This is a genomic window from Verrucomicrobiota bacterium, assembly GCA_016871535.1.
Classification (GTDB): domain Bacteria; phylum Verrucomicrobiota; class Verrucomicrobiia; order Limisphaerales; family SIBE01; genus VHCZ01.
Genome location: VHCZ01000005.1, coordinates 1 through 20051 on the forward strand (window position 1 = coordinate 1; position 20051 = coordinate 20051).

The following is a 20051-nucleotide window of genomic DNA, read 5'->3' on the forward strand; positions in this document are numbered from 1 at the left end:
GCGATGTTGGCGCAGGCGAACCTGCTCCCGCAATCGGCGCTGAGATTGTTGGGTTAATCCTCCTCTCGGACCGGATCAACCGGCCCAAAAAACAAGGGCGGCGCCTTCGGGCGCCGCCTTTTTTGTTTTGATGCGAATCAAGGCGAGAGGGCCACGGAGAAGGAATCCGGCGAGATGCTTTTGACCCAGTCTTGTGGTTTGAAATCCTCCACGCTCTCCAGGTACGACTGAAGAGAAAAAAGGCAAACCTGTTGCGCGGATTGCTCGGCGTTGGGTGCTTTCTGTTCCACAAAATAGGACAGCCAATGCTGGTAATCGGGATTCTGCGGTCTAACCGTGATGTTGAACACACCCTGGCCGCTGACGATTCTAAGCACGGCTTCCAGCGGATTGCGCTCGTACGTGCGATATGTTCCCAGCTTGGCGATGAGTTCATCGCCGCATTGCACCTCGGGATACCCGTGATGGAGAGCGACGCGGAGAACCTCCATAACAAGTTCGGCCGGCCCCCAGCGGGCGCCGTCAACGTGCCGCGTCAAGCGCTCCTGAATTCGAGGAGTCAACGGGATGATAAGAGCCGGCTCCTTGTTGGCTGTGGCGCGATTGACAGGGGGCGGCGACGGTCGCGGAGCCGGAGGTTTCGGGCTGGGCGGCGGGGCCTGGGGAGGCGGTGGCAAAGGTTCGGCGAGCGCCGGTTCGTTCTCTTCGATCTGCTCGACGGCTGGATCAGCAACGGGCTCAGGCACAGGCTCCGGAGTTCGGAACATGGACGGCGGCTCGGGGAGGTTTTGCAGCAACGCCTGGGTCCGGGCCTTCTCCTCGGCGAGGACAGCCTCTCGTAATCCTTTGAGTTCTTTGAGAGAGCTGGAGGCTTTGCTGCTCATTTAAGGATTTCGAGCGCCAGCGAAAATATTTTCTCCCGATTCTTTCCTAAGACGGCGGTAAACCCCTCGATCTGCACGTTCTCATACGACGCCGCCAGGGGTAGAGAGTTCTTCAGGACTGGCAAACCGAGATCTTGCGCCATCTCCAGCTCATCCTGGCGCCCTACCAAGGTGCGGTTCCGGACTTTGTTGAAGAGGATCATGGCTTTGGCTTCGGGCCGCATGTACTTTTTGACCAGTTCAATCATGGGGATCGACGCCTGAGTGCTAAACAGGCTCTTTTCCGAAACAATGACCAAGCGATCGCTGGATTGAATGATGGTCCGAAAGAAGCCCTCGTGCTCCTCCTGGTTCAGATCGATCCGCCCCGGAGTGTCGCAGATAATCACCTCCGCCGTGGGGCATTCATGAATCATCGGCAGCTTGCCGATCTTATTTGTCCACATCGTGAGGGAGCCCTGGCTGTCGGTATCTTCAAAGGCCACCTGGTATCCCGCAGCGCTCAGAGCGGCGCCGATCAGAACGGTCGAGGTGGATTTCCCAACCCCTCCCTTCTGGTTCAAAAATGTTATCTTCAACGGCATAACAACCCTTGATGAACTACCAAACTCTGGTAAATAATCCAACACAAACTTGCCGACTCACTGAGCCGGCTTCATTTATGACTCCGCTATCCTCCACGGCCACGCTCGAACCGGCTTTGCGCGAAACAGCCGTGCCCTCGACGGCCATCTCCCGGTTGCCCTATGGGTGTTGATATACTCTGTTTGCTTTTGGGACTCGGCGTGGGTTTCGGGACCGGCTGGCTGGCTCATCGGGGCCGGCAAGCTTCGCTCCTGCGGCTTGCGGAAGAGGAAAAACGCGCCCTGGAGGCAAACCAGAATGCGATCCAGATCGAACTCGCCAAGTTTGCCGAGCGAAACCGAATTCTTGACGACCAGCGCCAGACGCTTCAGGGTGAGTTGGCGCAAGAGCGGCAATTCAATATCTCCTTGCACGCGGAGCTTTCCAGGGAGCGCGCCAGCCGAAGTCACCTCGAGCAAAAGCTCGAACACCAGAAGACGGACCTTTCCCAGTTTCAAAACCGGCTCAGCCAGGAGTTCAAAAACGTCGTTCAGCAAGTTCTCGAGGAAAAGTCGCAGACTTTGAGCGATCTCAACAAGACCAACCTCAACCTGCTGCTCCAGCCGATTTCGGAGAAACTCCAGGATTTCAAACAAAAGATCGAGGAACAGCATTATCGGGAAACGCGCGAGTTGATCGTGCTGCACAACAAGCTGGCCAACCTGGAATCAGGCCGCTGGCGGCAGAGCAATGGCGCGCCCGTCACCGCCCCGCCCGCGAACATTGTCTTTCCTCCGGCGAATGTGCCCGCGGTTGCCGATCAACCTGAGGCTTCCCCGCCGCCATTTGAGAAGGAAGTTGCTGACGCGCCCGCAGACGCGCCGGAACCGGAAGAAACCCGCAATGTCACGCCGCAGGAAAGGCCGCCAGAGCATCTTCGCGACGATGAAACGTTCCAGGGCTTTTCCCCAAAGCAACAAGTTGAGATCGACAATTTTCTGAAGCGCACTCTGGGTCGGCTGCAGAAAAAGAAGCCGGGAGAATAGACGCCTTGGCCAGCCCTGTTGGCCCCGTATTTCGCCCCAGGTTCTTTGCACTTGATTTAATCCCTGGTTGCGGCAAGTAATCTCCGCGTAGAGACACAGTCAATAAACCCAGAGTCGCGAAGTTCCGCCCAATATCAGCGTTGTCCAGTTGTAATCCGAGACACGTGAAGCCGTCACTCCCGCCTGCAATTCACACGAATCCGTTCGAAGCTCGCGCGCGGCTCCTCCAGCACACCAACTCATATGAAAAGTGATCGACTAGATACCCACCAGAAAGCGTTGCGCGTCAATTTGGACCCAACCAAGTACGGAGTTTTTGCTGAAATCGGGGCTGGACAGGAAGTGGCGCGGTGGTTCTTCCGCGTCGGCGGAGCTGCCGGCACCATCGCGAAAACCATGTCCGCATACGACATGACTATCAGCGACGCCATCTATGGGCCGAGCAAACGGTACGTGAGCCGTGAGCGGCTGCAAAAGATGCTGGAGCACGAGTACGAGTTGCTTTACGAGCGTTTGAAGGAGAAGCGAGGCAGCAATACCAAGTTTTTTGTGTTTGCCGACACCGTGACTGCACGCAGCTTTACACGGCCGGACGAAGGCCAAGGCTGGATGGGAATCCGCATGCAAGTTCAGCCCGGTGGACCTCCGTCGGACATCATCATCCACGTGCGGATGCTGGACAAGGAAAACGTCCAGCAGCAGGAAACGCTCGGCACTATGGGGGTCAATCTGATTTATGGGGCGATATTCCTGCATCAAGATCCGGAAGAATTGATCTCGTCGCTAATGGACGGATTGACACCTGAGCGCGTCGAGGTGGACATGATCAAGTTCTCCGGGCCGGCTTTCGAGAAAGTCGATAACCGTTTGATGAGCCTGCAATTGGTCCAAAAGGGGTTGGCGCTGGCGGCGATGTTCAACGCCGACGGCGAAGTTGTGCAGGCGGCTGAGGTCCTTTACAAAAAACCGATCTTGGTCGAGCGCGGCAGTTTTCGCCCGGTCACTAAAACCACGCTGCACATGCTTCAATGCTCGCTCGCCCAGCTTGTTCAAGAGCCGCAAATCCAGGGAGACCAAGTGGTCGTGCTCCTGGAAATGACGCTGAAAAACCTCACTGATGGCGGGGTCATCGACTACAAAGATTTCCTCGATCGAGTGGATATCCTGAGCTCGGTCGGCAAAACCGTCTTGATATCGAACTATCTGGAGTATCATCGGCTGGCGACTTACTTCTTCCGTAACACGAAGCAGTTGATTGGAGTGGCGTTGGGAGTTCCCACGCTGCGGGAGCTTTTTGAAGAGAAATATTACACGGATCTGGATGGGGGCATCCTCGAATCCTTTGGCCGGCTCTTTCGAAACGGACTGCGGCTCTATGTCTATCCTTACAAGGATCCGACTTCCGGGAGCGTGCTGACCGCAGGGAATCTGCGCGTGGCTTCGCACTTAAGGCATCTTTACGCCTATCTTATCGAAAACCAGTACATCCTGGGGTTGCGCGACTACGAAGAAAGTTACCTCTCCTATTTCTCCCGGGACGCGCTGGCCAAGATTCGGTCTGGCGATGCCGCCTGGGAAGAAATGGTTCCCCCGCAGGTTGCGAAGACGATCAAGGAGCGCAAGCTTCTCGGATACAAGGGCTGATTTGGCATTGACAGTGCTTTTAGCGCACGCGACACTTTTAGCCGGAAAAAAATGACAGGCACCGTGGCAAAACACCCAGGTGCCTGGGTATTTTTTGTCCGGCGCACGTAATTCCTTGTGCCGCGCGCATGCGCGTTGCAAGTGCTAACGAGTCTAAGGCCCTCTTTGGGCTGCGACACTGTGCTATGAGCCAAAAGACTTTCACATCACCCGCGACCTGGATTCCAAAGCTTTCGATCACCGTCGTCGTGGCGGCATTCATTCTCGTCTCCAGCCGTTGCCAAGTCTATTCTCAGGCAAGCAAGACTCAGGCATCTAAGAAATCACCGGCCTCGCCTGCTCCCGCCAGTCCTAAGCCAACCTCAAACCAAGGCTACCTGAGCAAGGCCGCACCGTCCGGATTGAGGTTTGCCCCGCCGCCCAAGCCGCCCGTTGCGTACTTGCCACCATTGCCGATCACGTACGACCCGCAGCCTGTGTTTAGCTCCGACTTTGCCCCTCCGACGACGGATTTGCCCCTTGGGAAAGGGGCACCATCAGCGCCACCCCCGACCGTGGTAGGTCCATCAGTGACTTCGCTCATCAGTAATTTCTCCACGAATCGTATCCAGGGCCAGATTCCTGCGGCGCCGGTAGATTTGGGGTCAGTGAGTCCCCAAATGCTCGTCCGATTCTTTTCAACCGGGAAGCCGAATGAGGTGGAATTGGTTCTGACCAACGCAGTGAGCTTCCGGGTGCCCGTCCGAGAGGATAAACCTTCAAGCTCTGCGAGTTACGAGGTTAAGTAAGACCTGGGAACCACCCATGAACACAGCGAAAACTGACCTCAGGTATCTTTGGTGCGTGGCCTGTGGAATCCTGTCGTTTGCCTGGCAACTGAATTCTGCCGAACACTCCGCCTCAGGCCACAGCGAACCCGCGGCCACGCCTCCCTCTGCGCATGCTCCTCCAGCCACCAAACCTGCAAAGCCACTGGAATTGCCGAGCGATCTCACCATCGGAAAGAGCACGAACGACAATCTCTCTTTCAAAGCGATGCCAGAGTATCAATTGAGGCAAAGCGCGGAGGCTGTGGAGAAACTCCAGCGCGTTCGGGAATTGCGGGGCGAATCGAATGAGTTGTTCGAAGTCACAAAGATGCTTCGGGAAATCCTGAACAGCGGCGCCAGCAAGGATATCAAGATCGATATCAAGCGTTTGGCCCGGCTGCAACTGGCAGAAATCGCCGAGGCGAAAGTCGATTACGAGAACGCGCTGCAACTGCTTGCCGAATATATCGAAATCTTCCCGACCGACACGATTGTCCCGGAGGTTCTGCTTCGCCAAGGATACATTCTGCGCAAGATGGGCGCCAGTGACCTGGCCATCTCGAAATTCTATCTGGTTGGAACCGCAGCGACGCGGCTGCCCGTCGAAGACCTTCTCTATAGTCAACGTGTGACGCTCACTGCGAAGTCGGAGATTGCCGATACCACTTACTCACAAGGCAAATACAAGGAGGCAGCGAAGTTTTACGAAGTCTTGCTCCAGGATCAAAGCGATGAACTGAATCGCGTTGTCATCAAGACCAAGCTCATTCGAGCCCTGGCAGATGCCAAAGACCACAACGCCACTATCAAGCAGGGATTGGATTTCTTGGAACAGTACGGTGCCTCTGAGTATCAAGCAGAAGTTCGCTATCTCCTTGCCTCGGCCTACCAGATTTCCGGTCAAAAGCAGGAGGCCTTGCGCGAACTGATGCGACTCTTGGAAGCCGTCGAAGTTGCTCCGGAGAACTTGGCCAGCAAGTGGAAGGGCTGGAAAATGAAGGCTGGAAACGAAATTGGGAACCAGCTCTACCTCGAAGGAGATTTCCCCAATGCCGTCCAGGTGTATCGGGGGTTGGTCGGTCTGGATACTTCGCCAAGCTGGCAGCTTCCGCTCTACTACCAGGTGGGACTTTGCTGTGAGAAACTTGAGCAGCCTGCGGAAGCCCTGAAAGCCTATAGCGAAATCGTGGCGCTCGCCCAGAAAGACCCCGCCCAACTCTCCGAGAACCTTCAGTTTCTGGTGAGCATGGCGCGCGTTCGCATCGAAATCCTCTCTTGGGGGCTGTCGCTTGGAGCAGTGCCGCGCGCGACGGCAGAGACGAAAGTCGCTCAGAAACAAAACTGACGGTTGAGTTCAACCGGAACGACCATGAGTCAGGCAGCGACGACCGAGCCTTTAGAGACTTTCGTAGATGAATTGCGGCATTACTTCAGGATCTGCGAGGAGATTCATTCGGTCGTTCGGCGCGAGAATCAGTATCTCAATTCCAAGGAACCTCAAGGAATCCACCAGTTTCAGCAGACCCGAAAAGACATTCTGGAGCGGTTGAGTGACGCCCAGATGCGGCTGTCGATTCACAAGACCTCCTGGTTGCGCGTCCCGCCAGGGGCTCGCGCCAAACGGCCTGAGGTCGGCCACCTGATCCGGCAAACCCTCGACCTGATAATGAAGACCATCGTGCTGGATCGGGAGAATGAACAACTACTCCTGCGGCACCAGATGGTCCCGCCCAATCGCCTCCCTTCGGCGAACCGACAAAACCCGCATTTCGTGGCCCGGCTTTACACGGGCAAGAGAGCTTCTTGACAGAGACTGTATCCGATGCCTATCGAGAAAGTCATCCTGGTGGAAGACGAGGAGTTTCTTCGGAAGAATCTCGCGCATTACCTGCGGGGTCGGCGGATTGATGTCGCTGCCGTCGAGACGATTGAGGACGCGCAAAGCTATCTTGCCAGGGACAATTTCGATTTGATGTTCCTGGATCTCCGTTTGCCGGATGGGGACGGGACGGAGTTTTTGAAGGAACTCAATCTCCGTCCGAGCAAACCGCTGATCGTCATAATGACCGGATTTGGTTCCGTGGAATCTGCGGTCGAATGTATGCGATGCGGCGCGTTCGACTACTTGATCAAGCCGTTCTCGAACGACCAGATTGATGTTGCGCTCAAGAAGGCCGAGAAATTCACCCACATCCTCAAGGTTAACCAGTACTTCAGCCTCAACGAGGACCAGGAAAGTCAGAATGAGTTGCTGGGCAAGAGCAAAGCCATGGATCAACTCCGGCAACTCATCAGAAAGATCGCCCAGACTCAGGCGACGGTCCTCATCCAAGGGGAGAGTGGAACGGGAAAGGAGCTGGTCGCCAGAGCCTTGCACCGGCTCAGCCCTCGGTCAGGGGCGCCGTTCATCAAGGTGAATTGCGCCGCGTTGCCGGAAAACCTGGTTGAAAGCGAACTCTTTGGGCATGAGAAGGGCGCGTTCACAGGCGCGCTCAACAAGAGGGAAGGCCGATTTGAACTCGCGCACGGTGGCACGATCCTGCTGGATGAGATCAGCGAGATTTCGCTCGCGATGCAGGCGAAACTGCTTCGCGTCCTTCAGGAAAGAGAATTCGAGCGCGTCGGCGGAACCCGCACGATCAAGGTGGACGTCCGCGTGCTTGCTACCACTAATCGAAAGCTGGAGGAAAGCGTTGAGAAAGGCGAGTTCAGGCAGGACCTTTATTTCCGCCTGAACGTCGTGCCGATTCATGTCGCCTCTTTGCGTGAGCGACCCGAAGACGTCCTTTTCCTCGCGGAGAATTTTGCGCACCGCTTTGTGCGCAAACACGGGGTCAACGTGCGGGGATTAACCCCTGGGGCTCATCAAATCCTGCTGGGCCACAAATGGCCGGGCAACGTCCGGGAACTGCAGAACGTAATTGAGCGCGCCGTGATTCTCTGCGAACCCGAAAGCTGCATCGGCTCCGAGCATTTGAACCTGGACTCGGGCGCCGCCAAGCATCAAGAGGTTCGCGAGGCATCCAACGGGCGGCCAGCCGAGATTGCCCAGGAGGATCAGCCCTTTCTGTCGCTTTACGAGATCGAAAAGAAGCACATTCTGAATGCGCTGGATCTTTGCCAGCAGAACCGCACTCAAGCAGCAAAGCTCCTCGACATCAATATCCGGACCCTCCGAAACAAGCTCAACGAATACAAGCTGGCGTCACCCGAGCCATCCGCCCGCACCAGACCTCCAGGCCGAGAAGCTGCACCAACGGACGGTCCGTCATTCCAAGCGGAACGTTAGTCAAACGGACCGAAAACGGGGATAAATTGGGCGCTGGAGAGTAATGGAGTATTGGGTTCAGGCTTGGCAACCTCCACTTCCCTCCTTTTCTCCGTTACTCCAATACTCCTCTACTCCCCTGCCCCCGGACTCTCCAAAGGATCGTGTGTATCCAGGTGTCCTCCCCCTCTCCCGCCTTTCTGGCTTACAATTTGCTCCGCCTCACACATTTGCTGTCAAAGTTGTGACGTCACTGTAAAGCATGGCAGATCTTTCACTATCCGGTCTGGCATCGGGATTCGACTGGAAACCCGTTGTCGATCAATTGACCAACCTTGAGCGGGCGCCACAACGGCGCTTGCGGAACGAGCAAGCTACTCTTAACCAGAGGAAAGACGCCATTTCAACGCTCGTCGGTGAGATCGAGAACCTCAAATCAAAGGCGGAAGCGCTGACCAAGGCGGACTTTTTTACCGGTGCCGGAACTGCCGCATCGACAAACGATAAGTATGCGACAGCCAGCGCCACGACTTCGACTCCAATCGGCAGCTACACATTCGTCTTCAATCAACTGGCGACCGCTGCAATCCGGAAGGGAACCACCAACGCCGGAGGGGCCGTCGATACGAGCGCAGCGTTCAGCAGTTCCGGGAGCGCTGGATTCGCCGTGTCCGTCACCACCGGCGCCTTCACGATCAACGGGAAGCAAATCACAGTCGATGCCAACACCAAGCTCGGAACAGATGGTTCGACCGACGCAGACACCATCATTTACAAAATCAACAACTCAGGAGCCGGAGTCACCGCAACCTACGACTCCGCCACGGACAAGATCACGTTAACGAGCGGGAGCAATATCACTCTGGGCGCGTCGAGCGACACGAGTAACTTCCTCCAGGCGGCGCGCCTGAGCAACGCGCAAGGCGGTTCCAGCACCATCGTCAGCAGCACGGGAATTGGAGGCGTAAATCTCGGCAGCGCCATTGAGACGGTCAATTTTTCCACCGCGCTCACTCAGACTTCAGGCAGCTTCAAGATCAACGGAGTTTCAATCAGCTATTCGGCAACGGATACCATCGGGCAAATCCTTCAGAAAATCTCCGATTCCGCCGCCCGCGTCACGGCGGGATATGATTCTGCGAACGACCAGTTCACGCTGACGAATAAGACCACCGGAGATATCGGCATCGCGCTCGAGGACGAGACCGGCAATTTCCTGGCAGCAACCCGGTTATCGACCGGCTCGACCACGGCGGGACTCAACGCGAAGTTCACCGTCAATGGCGGCGCAGAACTCGAAAGCCTGAGCAATACGGTGACCGAGGTTGGCCACGGGATCACAGGGCTGTCCGTAACGGCCTTGAAAAAATCCGAATCAAGCGGCGCGGATTCTTCTGTCACGATCTCCGTGGGGAAAGACAACAGCGCGATCAAGAAGGGGTTGACGGACTTTGTGGATCAGTACAACAAGGTCCAATCCGTCATCGACACTCAGACCGCCAGTTCCACGGACTCGGAAGGCAAGGTCACAGCCGGAATCCTGGCGGCGGATCCAACGGTGGTGGAAGTCGCCAGTAAGCTGCGCGCCAAAATGGTCGGGGATGTCAGCGCGCTCTCCGGCACGATCAAGCGCCTGGAGTCAATCGGCTTCAAGAGCGACGGCAATTCCAACAAGATCTCGCTTTCGGATTCAGCCGCGCTGGACAAGGCGCTGGGCGAAAGCAGAAGCGACATCAAGACGATGTTTTCGGACACCACCGATGGCATCGGCACTCGCGTCAAAAGCTATCTGGAAACCGTCAGCGGAGTGGATGGTTCGCTGGTCGCGCACCGGGATACCTACGCCAAACGATCGACCCAGATCGACACGCAAATTGCTGAAATGGAAAAGCAGGTCCAGTCCTATCGTCAGCGCATGATCGCTGGCTTCCTGGCGATGGAAAAAGCCCAATCCCAGATTAACCAGCAGATGCAGTTCCTCGCGCAACGGTTCAAATAGGCTAAGTCCAATTGTCCTGCTTCAAGAATGAAACCTACGATGAAATCCCAAACCCGATCAAGCGCCTGGACGCATTGGTCGTTCGCCGCGGGCCTTTTCTTTCTCGCTGGCTGCGCCACGCAGACGCCCCTGCACCCTGGCTTGACCGGTCCCTTCAATTACCACCTCACAGACCGCAAACTCCCAGAAGGGGTGAGGCGGGTCGCGATGCTGCCATTGACCTCATCGGAAGAAGACCAGGCGGCCCGGGCGGGACGCGAGTCTTTGCAAACCATTCTGTATGGTGAACTGATCAAGGCGCGCCTCTTTGAAGTCGCGCTGGTTCCGCCGGAAAAGCTGGAACAATTGACGGGAAAACCAGCCTGGAATTCGGACGACCAACTGCCGGCGGATTTCCTGGTGAGGATTCGCGAGGCGACGGCGTGCGACGCGATCCTTTTCAGCCGATTATCCAATTATCGACCCTACCCGCCCTTAGCGATCGGCTGGCATATGCTGCTCGTCAACGCGGAAGATGGGCGGACCATCTGGAAAATCGACGAAGTGTTCGATGCGGGAGAGCCCCGCGTTTGGAATAGCGCCCGGCGCTATGCCGTCGAGAACGAACGGACGCAGGCTGAATTCACCCGGCTCGCCGGGACCAAACACGGAGCGGCATTTCCGACGCGAGTGAGCGGGCTTGAGTGGATCAACTCGCCCCGGCACTTCGCGAAATACGCGGCCAGCGCGGCCATCGAAACGCTCACGCCGCCCAAGTAATGGTCGATGTTTTGCCTAAAGTTTTGGTTGGAACCGCCGATTTTAGATGATAAAAGATAATGTCGGATTGTCATGAAACCATTGACCTCAAGCTACAACGCGCAAATGCGCGCTTCAAAGGGCTGGACGGCCCGTGCCGGGGTCAACTTGGATTCGCGTGTAACCTGCGCTTTGGGAGGCAGCCATGAGTGAGATCAATTTGAATGGCGCGAGTGGTTCTACGGGCATCGGGAGGTCCCTCAATGCCGGGCCCAGCCACAAGAGCGGAAGCGTGACACGAACTTCCGGGGACGATTCGGCTGAGTTTTCTCAGCTTCCCGACTTTTCGGCAATCGAGAGCGCCGTTGAAAAAGAGTTTGAAAGCCAGCGGTCACGGCTTCAAGCGGCGGCGGATTCCGAGTTATACCCGCCCTTGGAAACGATCGATAAGCTTTCCGCGATGCTGGCCCTTGACGTCGCTCCCGATCCAGGGAAGTCAGCATAAAGTCTGAGAACTTCTGTTGGTTGATCTCTTAGATGTACCGGCCAAACAAGTACCAAACCTACCAGGCCAATGCCGTCTTCACGGCTTCGCCTGCGCAACTGGTTCTGATGCTCTTCGACGGGGCGATCAAATTCTTGCACATCGCGCTGGACGGCTTCAAACATACCGATCCGCTGGACTTCAACCTCTCCATCCACCAAAACACGCAAAAGGCGCAGGCGATCATCCGGGAACTCAAAGCGTGTCTGGACCCCGAAAAAGGTCCGGAGTTCTCGGAGAAAATGTCTGCCCTTTACGATTATTTCGACCGCCGCCTCCAGCAGGGCAACCTGAAGAAACAGCGCGAACCGCTGGAAGAAGTCAGCCGCCATCTCCAGGTGTTGCGGGAGGCCTGGCGGGAGATGATCGACAAACAAAACCTCTCTCAACCAGCAACCGCCCCCCAACCTGAACGCGTGGGCGAATGGTCGGCGACGGGCTAATGCTCCATGGATTCGAGTCGGGAACCTGGCGGCTTGTGCCATGAACTGCACGCGCTGCTCGCGCAGTGGAAAAAGCTCACCCTCGCCGAGAATGAGCTAATCCGGGCGAACGATTGGAGCGCCTTGGAGCAGCTCCAATCAAAGAAAGCTTCGCTCCAGCAATCCATCGAAAAACTCGAGGAACAGTTTTCCCAAAGCCCCTTGATACCGGAGGAGAGGAAGCGCCAGGAAAGAAAACACCTCAAGCAAGTCGCAACCGAGTTGCTCGCCCTGGAAAGGAACAACGAGGCTATTCTTTCGGAGAGGATCGCGGAGGCTGATCGCGAGCTTAAAAGCTCCAACAAGACCATCCAAAGCCTCCGCCACGTCCAAAAAGCCTACGGCAGCGGCAAGTCGTTCTTCTGGCAAGCTTACTCGTAATAAGACTGAGCTTTTTCTGGGGCCAATCACGCGCGTTGCAAGATATTCACATCGCGGAGACTTCCCCCATCTTCCCCCATTTCGGATGGCATTTTTTTCACCGCCTGAGGGCACAATCTTGCCGGGTCCATTCGAGGACGGCCGATCCAGCAGAATCCCCAAAGCTTAAAGCGCCAGGAAACCGTCGCTAGAGGCCAGGATCGGGCGCCGCAATCCAGTGGCATGCCGTCTGCTCGGATGGCCCCGAATGAATAGCAGTTTGTACGGAGCCGCTGCTGCCTTGGACGGCAATATCAAGTGGCAGCAGATGATCGCGGAGAACCTGGCGGCGGGATCCACTCCGGCGTTCAAGAAGAGCGAAATCTCGTTTTCCACCGTCGTATCAGGGATTTTGGGCGCTGGCTCTGACACCGCTTCCGCGGAGCGCAACCCGACCGTCCTGCCCAAGCCGGCGTTCGCGACAAACTTCCACCAAGGTTCCCTCGAGGGCACCGGTTCCCCAGCGGATCTGGCGCTTGATGGCAAAGGATTCCTTAGAGTGCGTCTGCCCGGCGAAAGATTTTACTACACGCGCGACGGCACGTTCCGCGTCAACCTCCAGGGAGAAATCCGAAACAAGGATGGATACGAATTCGATTCGGAGGCGGGCGTTCCGATCATTGTCAACCCGCGGAACAAGGAATTCATTTCCGTTTCCCCCGAGGGCGATGTCAGCGAAGGCGGACTCATCCGAGGCAAACTTAGCCTCTACGAGTTTGCGGACGTCTCTCATCTCACTCCAATCGGCAGTGGCTATTACTTGCCTAAACCCGGCACGCCTCCACCCGTCCCGGCCACAGAGACCACCGTCCACCAATCGCAACTGGAAGCTTCCAATACCCTCCCGATGGCCGAAGTCAGCAATTTGTTGCTCGCGCTTCGCCATTATGAGGCCAACCAACGCGTCATCCAGATGCACGACGAACGCATGGGCCGGGCGGTCCAGGAACTCTCAACGACCACGTAATTCAAGCGCTGCCTTATGATTCGAGCACTCTTCTCCTCCGCGACCGGCATGGAGTCGCAGCAAATGAACCTGGACGTCATCGCGAACAACCTCGCGAACGTCAACACCACCGGCTACAAGAAGAGCAAGATCGAGTTCCAAGATTTGCTCTACCAGACAACGCGGACGGCGGGTTCCGAACAAGGCGCGGGCAACCAGTTGCCGACCGGTATGCAAGTCGGCCACGGCTCGCGCGCGGTGGCTACCTCTCGAATCTTCACCACCGGCGAGTTGACTCAGACGGGCGAGAAACTCGATATCGCGGTTTCCGGGGACGGTTTCTTTCAAGTTCAAATGCCCGATGGCAGCCAGGCTTACACCCGGGACGGCGCATTCAAAATCTCGTCCAATGGCGCCATCGTGACCAGTGACGGGTTGCAGGTCATCGGCGGCTTCCCACCGATCCCGGCCACAACCACCGCAGTCACCATTGCTCTAAGCGGTGAGATCTCCCTCACGGATTCGACTGGCACGACGCCGGCCGGTCGCGTGACTTTGACCCGATTTGCCAATCCGGCCGGTCTGGAAGCGATGGGGAAAAACTTGTTCAAAGAGAGCCCGGCTTCCGGCCCCCCGGAAACTGGGAATCCCGGCGAAAACGGCTTCGGTCAATTGCAGCAAGGGTACCTCGAATTGTCGAACGTCAAGGTCGTCGAGGAAATGGTCAAACTCATCATGGCGCAGCGCGCTTATGAAGTGAACTCCAGAGCGATCCAGGCCGCGGACGAAATGATGCAACAGAGCAACAACCTCCGTCGCTAAGTGATGACTGCTCAACTGGCCCTGAATCTCGGAGCGCTCGCCGTGGCCTCCTGGACGGCCTGGTCCGTCCAGGCGCAGACCACCGCGGCGGCACCGGCCCAGCCGGAAACCCGGTTTTTGGCTCGCATCGTCCCTCCCGTCGTGACCAACAGCGTGAGTGGGGTCGATGATTCCTTGCGCCGGCAAAATGACAAATACACGGAAAAGGATCTTCTCTTTTTGCTTTCAGCCAGACTCCAGCCCAAACCGGAGTTGGGTGAACTGGAAATAGAAGTTCAGCGAGTGGCCCCGCCGTGGAAGCCCATTCCGACTTCCAATGGATCCATCGATGTCCAGATTCTATATCGACCGAGTCTGACTTCACAGTTCGGCGTCCAGTTCGAGGTGATCTGCGGCAACAAATCTCTTGGCGCTTATTTCGCGAACGTCAAAGCGCGTCTCTTTCGCGAGGTCTGGGTGGCTCCGGCGACTTTGAAACGAGGCACCACGCTCGATCAGTCCGGTCTGATAAAGGAACGCCGGGATGTAATCCATCTCCGCGACGCGACCTTTTCTCAAGACAAGTTCGATCTTTCCGACCTGCACCTGGCGGAAAGCGTGAATGCCGGCGGGATCGTGCTGGCACGCCAAGTTCAACTGCGTCCGGTCATGTTCCGAAACGACCATGTCCAGGCCGTGATCGAAGATGACATGATGTCCGTGAGCACCATGGTGGTCGTGTTGTCGGACGGCGCCCCCGGCCAGCTTGTCAAAGCGCGCAACCTCCGCACTAAGAAGGAAATTCAAGGAAAAGTGATCGACTCGAACACCATCAAAGTTTCGAGGAAAGGCGACCAATGAGAAAACAGACCAGCATCTATTCCGGCGTCCTGTTTGCCCTGGGCGCTTTGTGTTTCGCGGGTTCAGCGTCCGCCGACTCGATCTGGACCAAAGATTCTGCGCTTTCGCTTGTCTCAGACAAAACGGCCCGGGCCGTGGGCGACATCATCACGGTGATCGTTCAGGAGAGCAATACCACCAAGAAAGACACCAGCACTAAGAGCGACAAGACCTCTTCGCTGGACGCGAGCCTTCAATCGTTCCTTTTCAGCCCTGCCGCCAGCAAATTCATGACTCACAATGGAAAACTTCCCGCGATGGGAATGACTTCCAAGAGCGGATTTGACGGCAAAGGCGCCATCGCCAATTCCGAAACGATCACGCATCGGTTTGGCGTGCGCGTGATCGACGTGCTCCCCAATGGAAACTTCATGGTCGAGGGACTTCGCCATACCACCTTTTCCGGGGAATCCCAGATCGTCGTCCTGCGTGGCACGGTTCGGAAATACGACATCAACTCCGACAACACCGTTTTCAGCTACAACCTGGCGGATGTTTCGATCCGGTTCGAGGATTCAGGCGCGATCAGCAACGCGCAGAAGAAGGGCTGGTTCAGCCGCGCCTGGGATGTCCTGACCCCGTTCTAACCTTTATGAAACGCCTTTACCCGGCCATTCTCCTGGCCTTGATCGCGGCCTCGGCCATTCCTTCTCATGCCGTGACCGTGCGCGTGCGGGACTTGACCTTCGTTCATGGCGCGCGGCCCAATCAACTGAGCGGCGTCGGCTTGGTTTACGGCCTGGCCAATGATGGTGACAAAGATCCCGCTTACACAAAGGCGTCGCTCGCGAATACTCTGCGGCGGTTTGGAATCACTTTGCCTCCCGACGCGCTGACCTCCAAAAACGTCGCCGCCGTCATGGTAACGGCCGAACTCCCGCCCTACGCCAAGTCGGGCAACACAATCGACGTGACGATCGCAGCCATGGGTGATGCCAAATCACTCCAAGGCGGCATTCTCGCTCAGACAGCTCTGTGGGGCGCAAATGGCGAAGTCTATGCCGTTGCCCAAGGCCAGCTCGCCGTGGGCGGTTTCGCCCTGGGCCAGGGCGGTGCCGGCGGCGGAACCGTCCAGAAGAATCATCCCACCACCGCTAAAATCCCCAATGGCGCCCTGGTTGAAAAGGAAATCACGGTGACCCTGGTGGAAGGCGACGCAGTTCAGTTTGTATTGCGGGAACCCGATTTCACAACCGCCGCGCGCATGGCCGAGGCCATCAATGCCATATTTCCCAGTTCCAGCCACGCCATGAACGGCGCGGCGGTGCGTGTCAAAATCCCCTATCAGTTTCAGATCGTCCCAGTGGATTTCATCGCCCGCGTCCAGGCCATCGACGTGATCCCGGATACGCCGGCTCGAGTGATTATCAATGAGCGCACCGGAACGGTCGTCGTCACGGCCCGGACAAAGATTTCGAGCTGCGCCGTTTCCCACGGCAACATCATCGTGAAAGTCGCCGAGACGCTGGACGTCTCCCAGCCGAGTCCCTTCGCCCAGGTGGGGCAGACCGCGGTCACGCCGCGCACCGACACGCAGGCGATCGAACAAGCCGCCAAAATGAAAGCCTTCCCGGAAATGCCTACCGTCGAGAAAATCGCCGCTTCCTTGAACGAGTTGGGCGCGACTCCCAGAGATATGATGTCGATTTTTGAAGCGATGAAGGCCGCGGGCGCGTTGCAGGCGGAATTGGTGATCCAGTAATTCGTGACTATGGAAAGCAGTCCGGTCGCCCGAAAGCTCAAGCCGGCCGATTTGCCGCTGGAGCGCTTGGCGTCCAACAAGCAGTTATCGGAAGACGAAAAGCTCTCCGGGATCAGCCATCATTTTGAAGCCATTTTGCTGCGCCAGTTCTTGACGGAAGCGCAGAAGCCGCTTTTGAAGCCCCAAAGCGCCATGCTGAGCGCCAGCCATGACATTTATCAGGACATGATCGTGAACCAACTCGCTGAAGCCATCAGCAAAACCGGGACGTTTGGCCTGGCCAACTCTTTCCAGGCCCAGATGACTCACCCGCACAAGAACGATGGCCAGCCGGCGGATCCAGACGCTCCGAAGCCATGAAGGCCGAACTGGAAAAACTGATCGAGACCTTGCGGGACGAGCTCACCCAGTACGGTGAGCTTCTGGCCCTTTTAGAGCAGCAACAGGATCTGATCGTGAGCCGGTCTGCTGAAGGGTTGTTGGAAAACCTCGGCGCCATCAATGCCCAGGTGCCCATCGTCGCAGCGGCTCGCCAGCGCCGAGACCAACTTCGAAAAGAACTCGCCACCGCGCTGGGCCAGCCCACTACCCTCTCTTTCCGACAGCTCGTCGCGCTTGTCCCCAAGGAATACCAGCCGCTCCTGGAAGCGCTGGTCGAGGAAATCAACGATTTGCTGATGCGCTCCCAACAGCGGCTGCGCCAGAACCATCTGCTGCTGAGCCGTTCGCTCGATCTGATGCAACAGATGATCTTCAGCCTCTTCCCCTCGAGCGGCGGCCAGACGTACACGCCGGCCGGAACGGTCAAGACTGGCGCGCTGCCTCAAAGCTCGCTCTGCGAGATGATCATCTAAAACCGAAACCCGTCGCTCTATGCCACTCGGCCTCATGGGAACCATGGAAGTCGCCAAGCGCGGGCTGGACGCCAACCGGCAAGGGATCGAACTGATCGGCCACAACCTTTCCAATGTCAGCAATCCGGCTTACGCGCGTCAGCGCCTCCGGATTCAAACCGCCGATGCGCTGCCCAGCTCCACCGGACCGGTAGGAACCGGGGCGAAAGTCTCGGCGATCGAACAAATCCGGGACCGCCTGCTCGACAGCGAGATCGTGAGGGAGACCAGCGTATCCGGTTACCTCGAATCTCGGCAGAAAGCTTTGGAATTTGCGGAAGTGAATTTGGGCCAGCAGCTCCACCCCCTGCAGGCTTCTACGCCCGAAGGAGCCACGGCCAGCCTCGGAGTCGGCGGCCAGTTCGGCATCATCGAAGGGATCTCGGACTTTTTCAATGCCTGGCAAGCACTCAGCACCAGCCCGAGCTCGACGGCGGACCGCCAGATTGTTCTACTGAAGGGCGAAAGCCTCACCGAAAAGTTCAACAGCGTCACCACGCGGCTTTCAAATCTGCGCACCGACTTGAACCTCCGCGTTCAGGACGATGTGACTCTGGCGAACCAACTCCTGGCCGACATCAGCAACCTCAGCGTCAGCATCAGCGCGTCGGAGATCGGCGACCTCGGCAAATCCAATGACTTGCGGGATCGCCGCCAGGAGAAGCTCGAAGCCCTTTCCAAGCTGGCGAACGTGACCTACTCCGAAGACTCTTTCACTCGACAATTGAACCTCTCCATCGGCGGCGCCAGCGTCATCGAGATCGACCGCGTCGTGGATACTTTGCAAGCAGTGGCGGATTCGAGCACCGGGGTTGAACGCACGCAGGTTCAAACCGCCGGCGGCGCCGCCGTCACGTTGACCAAGGGCGGCATCAAGGGCAGCATCGACGCCCGAGATACTGAGATCAAAACGGTTTCCGACGATCTCGACACGCTGGCCGGCGAGTTAATCACGCAGGTCAATACGACCCATTCGGCAGGCATCGCGCTGGATGGGGTGAGCACGGGAGAGGTTTTCTTTTCCGGTTCGAATGCCTCCGACATCGCGTTGAACACGGGTTTGAGAGCCGACCCAAGCCGAATTCAAGCCAGTTCCACGGGCGATCCAGGCGACAACGGCGTGGCGCTGACTCTGGCCAGGATGGCGAACAAGCCTCAGGCAGCCCTGGGCAACCTCACGTTTTCCGAACACTACAACCAGACGGTCGCTAACCTCGGCCAGGCGCTGAATAATACGAACAACCAGATGCAAGACCAGGATGCGGTGAACCGCATGCTGACTCGCCAGCGCGACTCCATCGGCGGCGTGTCCGTCGATGAGGAGATGGCCAACATGATCGTCTTTCAACGCGCCTTCCAAGCCTCGGCCCGCATGATCTCGACCCTGGACGAACTGCTGCAAACCGTCATTAACCTGGCTCCGTAAAACAATCCACCTCCCAGACCGATATGCGAGTCACCGCCAGTACTTTCCCGAACGTGATCCGGGCCCAACTGGAACGCCTCGCGACGCAGCAAGCGCGGCTCCATATTCAAGCCGGCACCGGCCAGCGGTTCCAAATGGCGAGCGAAGATCCGCGCGCCATGCGCAAGGTGCTCGACCTCCAAAACGAGATCAAAGCGATCACGCAATATGAGAAGAATATCGGGGCGTTGAAAGACGCACTGACCGCCTCCTTCGCGGCCATCGACGATTTGAAGAAAGTGTCGGATCGCGCGGGTGAAATCGCGACCCGGGCGGACAACCTTCGCACCCCCCAGGAACTTCAGGCCCTCTCCATCGAGGTGGACCAACTGATCGAGCGCGCCCTCCAGTTGTCCAACACGCGCCACCAGGGGAACTACCTTTTCGGAGGGACCAAGAATACATCCTTGCCATTCGACCCGACACGGAACGCCCAGAATCAGATCACGAGCGTGGCCTACAACGGTTCCGAGACCGTCTCGTCCAGCGAAATTGCCGAGAATATCAATATTTCAGTGACCGTGCCTGGCGCAAACACGTCTGGCTCCGGGGAGCGCGGCTTGCTCCAGGACACTTCCGTTGGGGCCGATCTCTTTGCGCACTTGATTTCGCTGCGCGACAATCTCCTGAGTAACAAAACCGCGGCCATTCGAACGGGGGATCTCCCGAACCTGCTTAAGGACGAGGAAAACATCCTCTATCATTTCGGCAGCGTCGGCACGGAACAGATTCGCCTGGATATGACCTCTTCAATCGCCAACACGCGCAAAATTTCCCTCGACAGCCTGGTTTCGAAGGAATCGGATGCAGACTTGGCCAAAACGCTCGTCTCCTTGAGCGAAATCCAGAACGCTTACGTGGCCGCGCTGAAAACCGGCGGCACCATCCTCAGCCAATCCCTCCTGGACTACATCAACTAAACCCAGGCTTTTATTGGGTTCTCCAG

Annotated in this window: 20 protein-coding genes; 18 read left to right on the forward strand and 2 right to left on the reverse strand. The window is 57.2% G+C overall.

Annotated elements, in window-relative coordinates:
• Nucleotides 1–137: 137 nt before the first annotated feature.
• Both FJ398_01445 and FJ398_01450 read right to left on the reverse strand, forming a co-directional pair.
• The gene (locus FJ398_01445; GenBank protein MBM3836619.1) at nucleotides 138–884 is read right to left on the reverse strand and encodes a hypothetical protein; all 747 of its coding nucleotides are present in this window, start codon (nucleotides 882–884) and stop codon (nucleotides 138–140) included.
• Nucleotides 881–1513: a ParA family protein gene (locus FJ398_01450; GenBank protein MBM3836620.1), complete on the reverse strand. Its 633-nt coding sequence runs from the start codon at nucleotides 1511–1513 to the stop codon at nucleotides 881–883. The genes FJ398_01445 and FJ398_01450 overlap by 4 nt, the downstream gene beginning before the upstream one ends.
• Nucleotides 1514–1630: 117 nt before the next feature.
• On the opposite strand from FJ398_01450, the gene FJ398_01455 reads away from it, so the two are divergent.
• The 18 genes from FJ398_01455 (at nucleotide 1631) to FJ398_01540 (ending at nucleotide 20025) form a co-directional block, all read left to right on the forward strand.
• Nucleotides 1631–2494, forward strand: coding sequence for a hypothetical protein (locus FJ398_01455; protein MBM3836621.1), 864 nt, complete (start codon nucleotides 1631–1633; stop codon nucleotides 2492–2494).
• Nucleotides 2495–2737: 243 nt separating this feature from the next.
• Nucleotides 2738–4138: a TonB-dependent receptor gene (locus tag FJ398_01460; protein MBM3836622.1), complete on the forward strand. Its 1401-nt coding sequence runs from the start codon at nucleotides 2738–2740 to the stop codon at nucleotides 4136–4138.
• Nucleotides 4139–4942: 804 nt separating this feature from the next.
• The gene (locus FJ398_01465) at nucleotides 4943–6292 is read left to right on the forward strand and encodes a hypothetical protein (GenBank protein ID MBM3836623.1); all 1350 of its coding nucleotides are present in this window, start codon (nucleotides 4943–4945) and stop codon (nucleotides 6290–6292) included.
• Between the two features lie 24 nt (nucleotides 6293–6316).
• Entirely contained in the window at nucleotides 6317–6754 is a 438-nt protein-coding gene (locus tag FJ398_01470) for a hypothetical protein (GenBank protein MBM3836624.1), read from the forward strand.
• A 15-nt stretch (nucleotides 6755–6769) separates the two neighbouring features.
• Entirely contained in the window at nucleotides 6770–8236 is a 1467-nt protein-coding gene (locus FJ398_01475; protein MBM3836625.1) for a sigma-54-dependent Fis family transcriptional regulator, read from the forward strand.
• A gap of 241 nt (nucleotides 8237–8477) precedes the next feature.
• Nucleotides 8478–10214, forward strand: a complete 1737-nt coding sequence (locus tag FJ398_01480; protein ID MBM3836626.1) for a hypothetical protein — start codon at nucleotides 8478–8480, stop codon at nucleotides 10212–10214.
• A gap of 39 nt (nucleotides 10215–10253) precedes the next feature.
• On the forward strand, nucleotides 10254–10973 hold the full coding sequence (locus tag FJ398_01485) for a hypothetical protein (GenBank protein ID MBM3836627.1): 720 nt from the start codon (nucleotides 10254–10256) through the stop codon (nucleotides 10971–10973).
• 516 nt (nucleotides 10974–11489) lie between these two features.
• A complete protein-coding gene (gene fliS, locus FJ398_01490) occupies nucleotides 11490–11939 on the forward strand; it encodes a flagellar export chaperone FliS (GenBank protein ID MBM3836628.1) in 450 nt (149 codons plus the stop codon).
• A gap of 6 nt (nucleotides 11940–11945) precedes the next feature.
• Nucleotides 11946–12359 carry a flagellar protein FliT gene (locus FJ398_01495; GenBank protein MBM3836629.1) on the forward strand — a complete coding sequence of 138 codons (414 nt, stop codon included), beginning with the start codon at nucleotides 11946–11948 and terminating at the stop codon, nucleotides 12357–12359.
• 247 nt (nucleotides 12360–12606) lie between these two features.
• Entirely contained in the window at nucleotides 12607–13365 is a 759-nt protein-coding gene (locus tag FJ398_01500) for a flagellar hook-basal body protein (GenBank protein ID MBM3836630.1), read from the forward strand.
• Between the two features lie 15 nt (nucleotides 13366–13380).
• A complete protein-coding gene (gene flgG / locus FJ398_01505; GenBank protein MBM3836631.1) occupies nucleotides 13381–14166 on the forward strand; it encodes a flagellar basal-body rod protein FlgG in 786 nt (261 codons plus the stop codon).
• Nucleotides 14167–15006, forward strand: coding sequence for a flagellar basal body P-ring formation protein FlgA (flgA, locus tag FJ398_01510; protein MBM3836632.1), 840 nt, complete (start codon nucleotides 14167–14169; stop codon nucleotides 15004–15006).
• On the forward strand, nucleotides 15003–15632 hold the full coding sequence (locus tag FJ398_01515) for a flagellar basal body L-ring protein FlgH (GenBank protein ID MBM3836633.1): 630 nt from the start codon (nucleotides 15003–15005) through the stop codon (nucleotides 15630–15632). The genes flgA and FJ398_01515 overlap by 4 nt, the downstream gene beginning before the upstream one ends.
• A gap of 5 nt (nucleotides 15633–15637) precedes the next feature.
• Complete coding sequence (locus FJ398_01520; GenBank protein MBM3836634.1) at nucleotides 15638–16747, forward strand: flagellar basal body P-ring protein FlgI; 1110 nt, start codon at nucleotides 15638–15640, stop codon at nucleotides 16745–16747.
• Between the two features lie 9 nt (nucleotides 16748–16756).
• Entirely contained in the window at nucleotides 16757–17107 is a 351-nt protein-coding gene (locus FJ398_01525; GenBank protein MBM3836635.1) for a hypothetical protein, read from the forward strand.
• The gene (locus FJ398_01530; GenBank protein ID MBM3836636.1) at nucleotides 17104–17601 is read left to right on the forward strand and encodes a flagellar protein FlgN; all 498 of its coding nucleotides are present in this window, start codon (nucleotides 17104–17106) and stop codon (nucleotides 17599–17601) included. The genes FJ398_01525 and FJ398_01530 overlap by 4 nt, the downstream gene beginning before the upstream one ends.
• 19 nt (nucleotides 17602–17620) lie before the next feature.
• Complete coding sequence (gene flgK, locus FJ398_01535; GenBank protein MBM3836637.1) at nucleotides 17621–19066, forward strand: flagellar hook-associated protein FlgK; 1446 nt, start codon at nucleotides 17621–17623, stop codon at nucleotides 19064–19066.
• Nucleotides 19067–19089: 23 nt separating this feature from the next.
• Entirely contained in the window at nucleotides 19090–20025 is a 936-nt protein-coding gene (locus FJ398_01540) for a hypothetical protein (GenBank protein MBM3836638.1), read from the forward strand.
• Nucleotides 20026–20051: the final 26 nt, after the last annotated feature.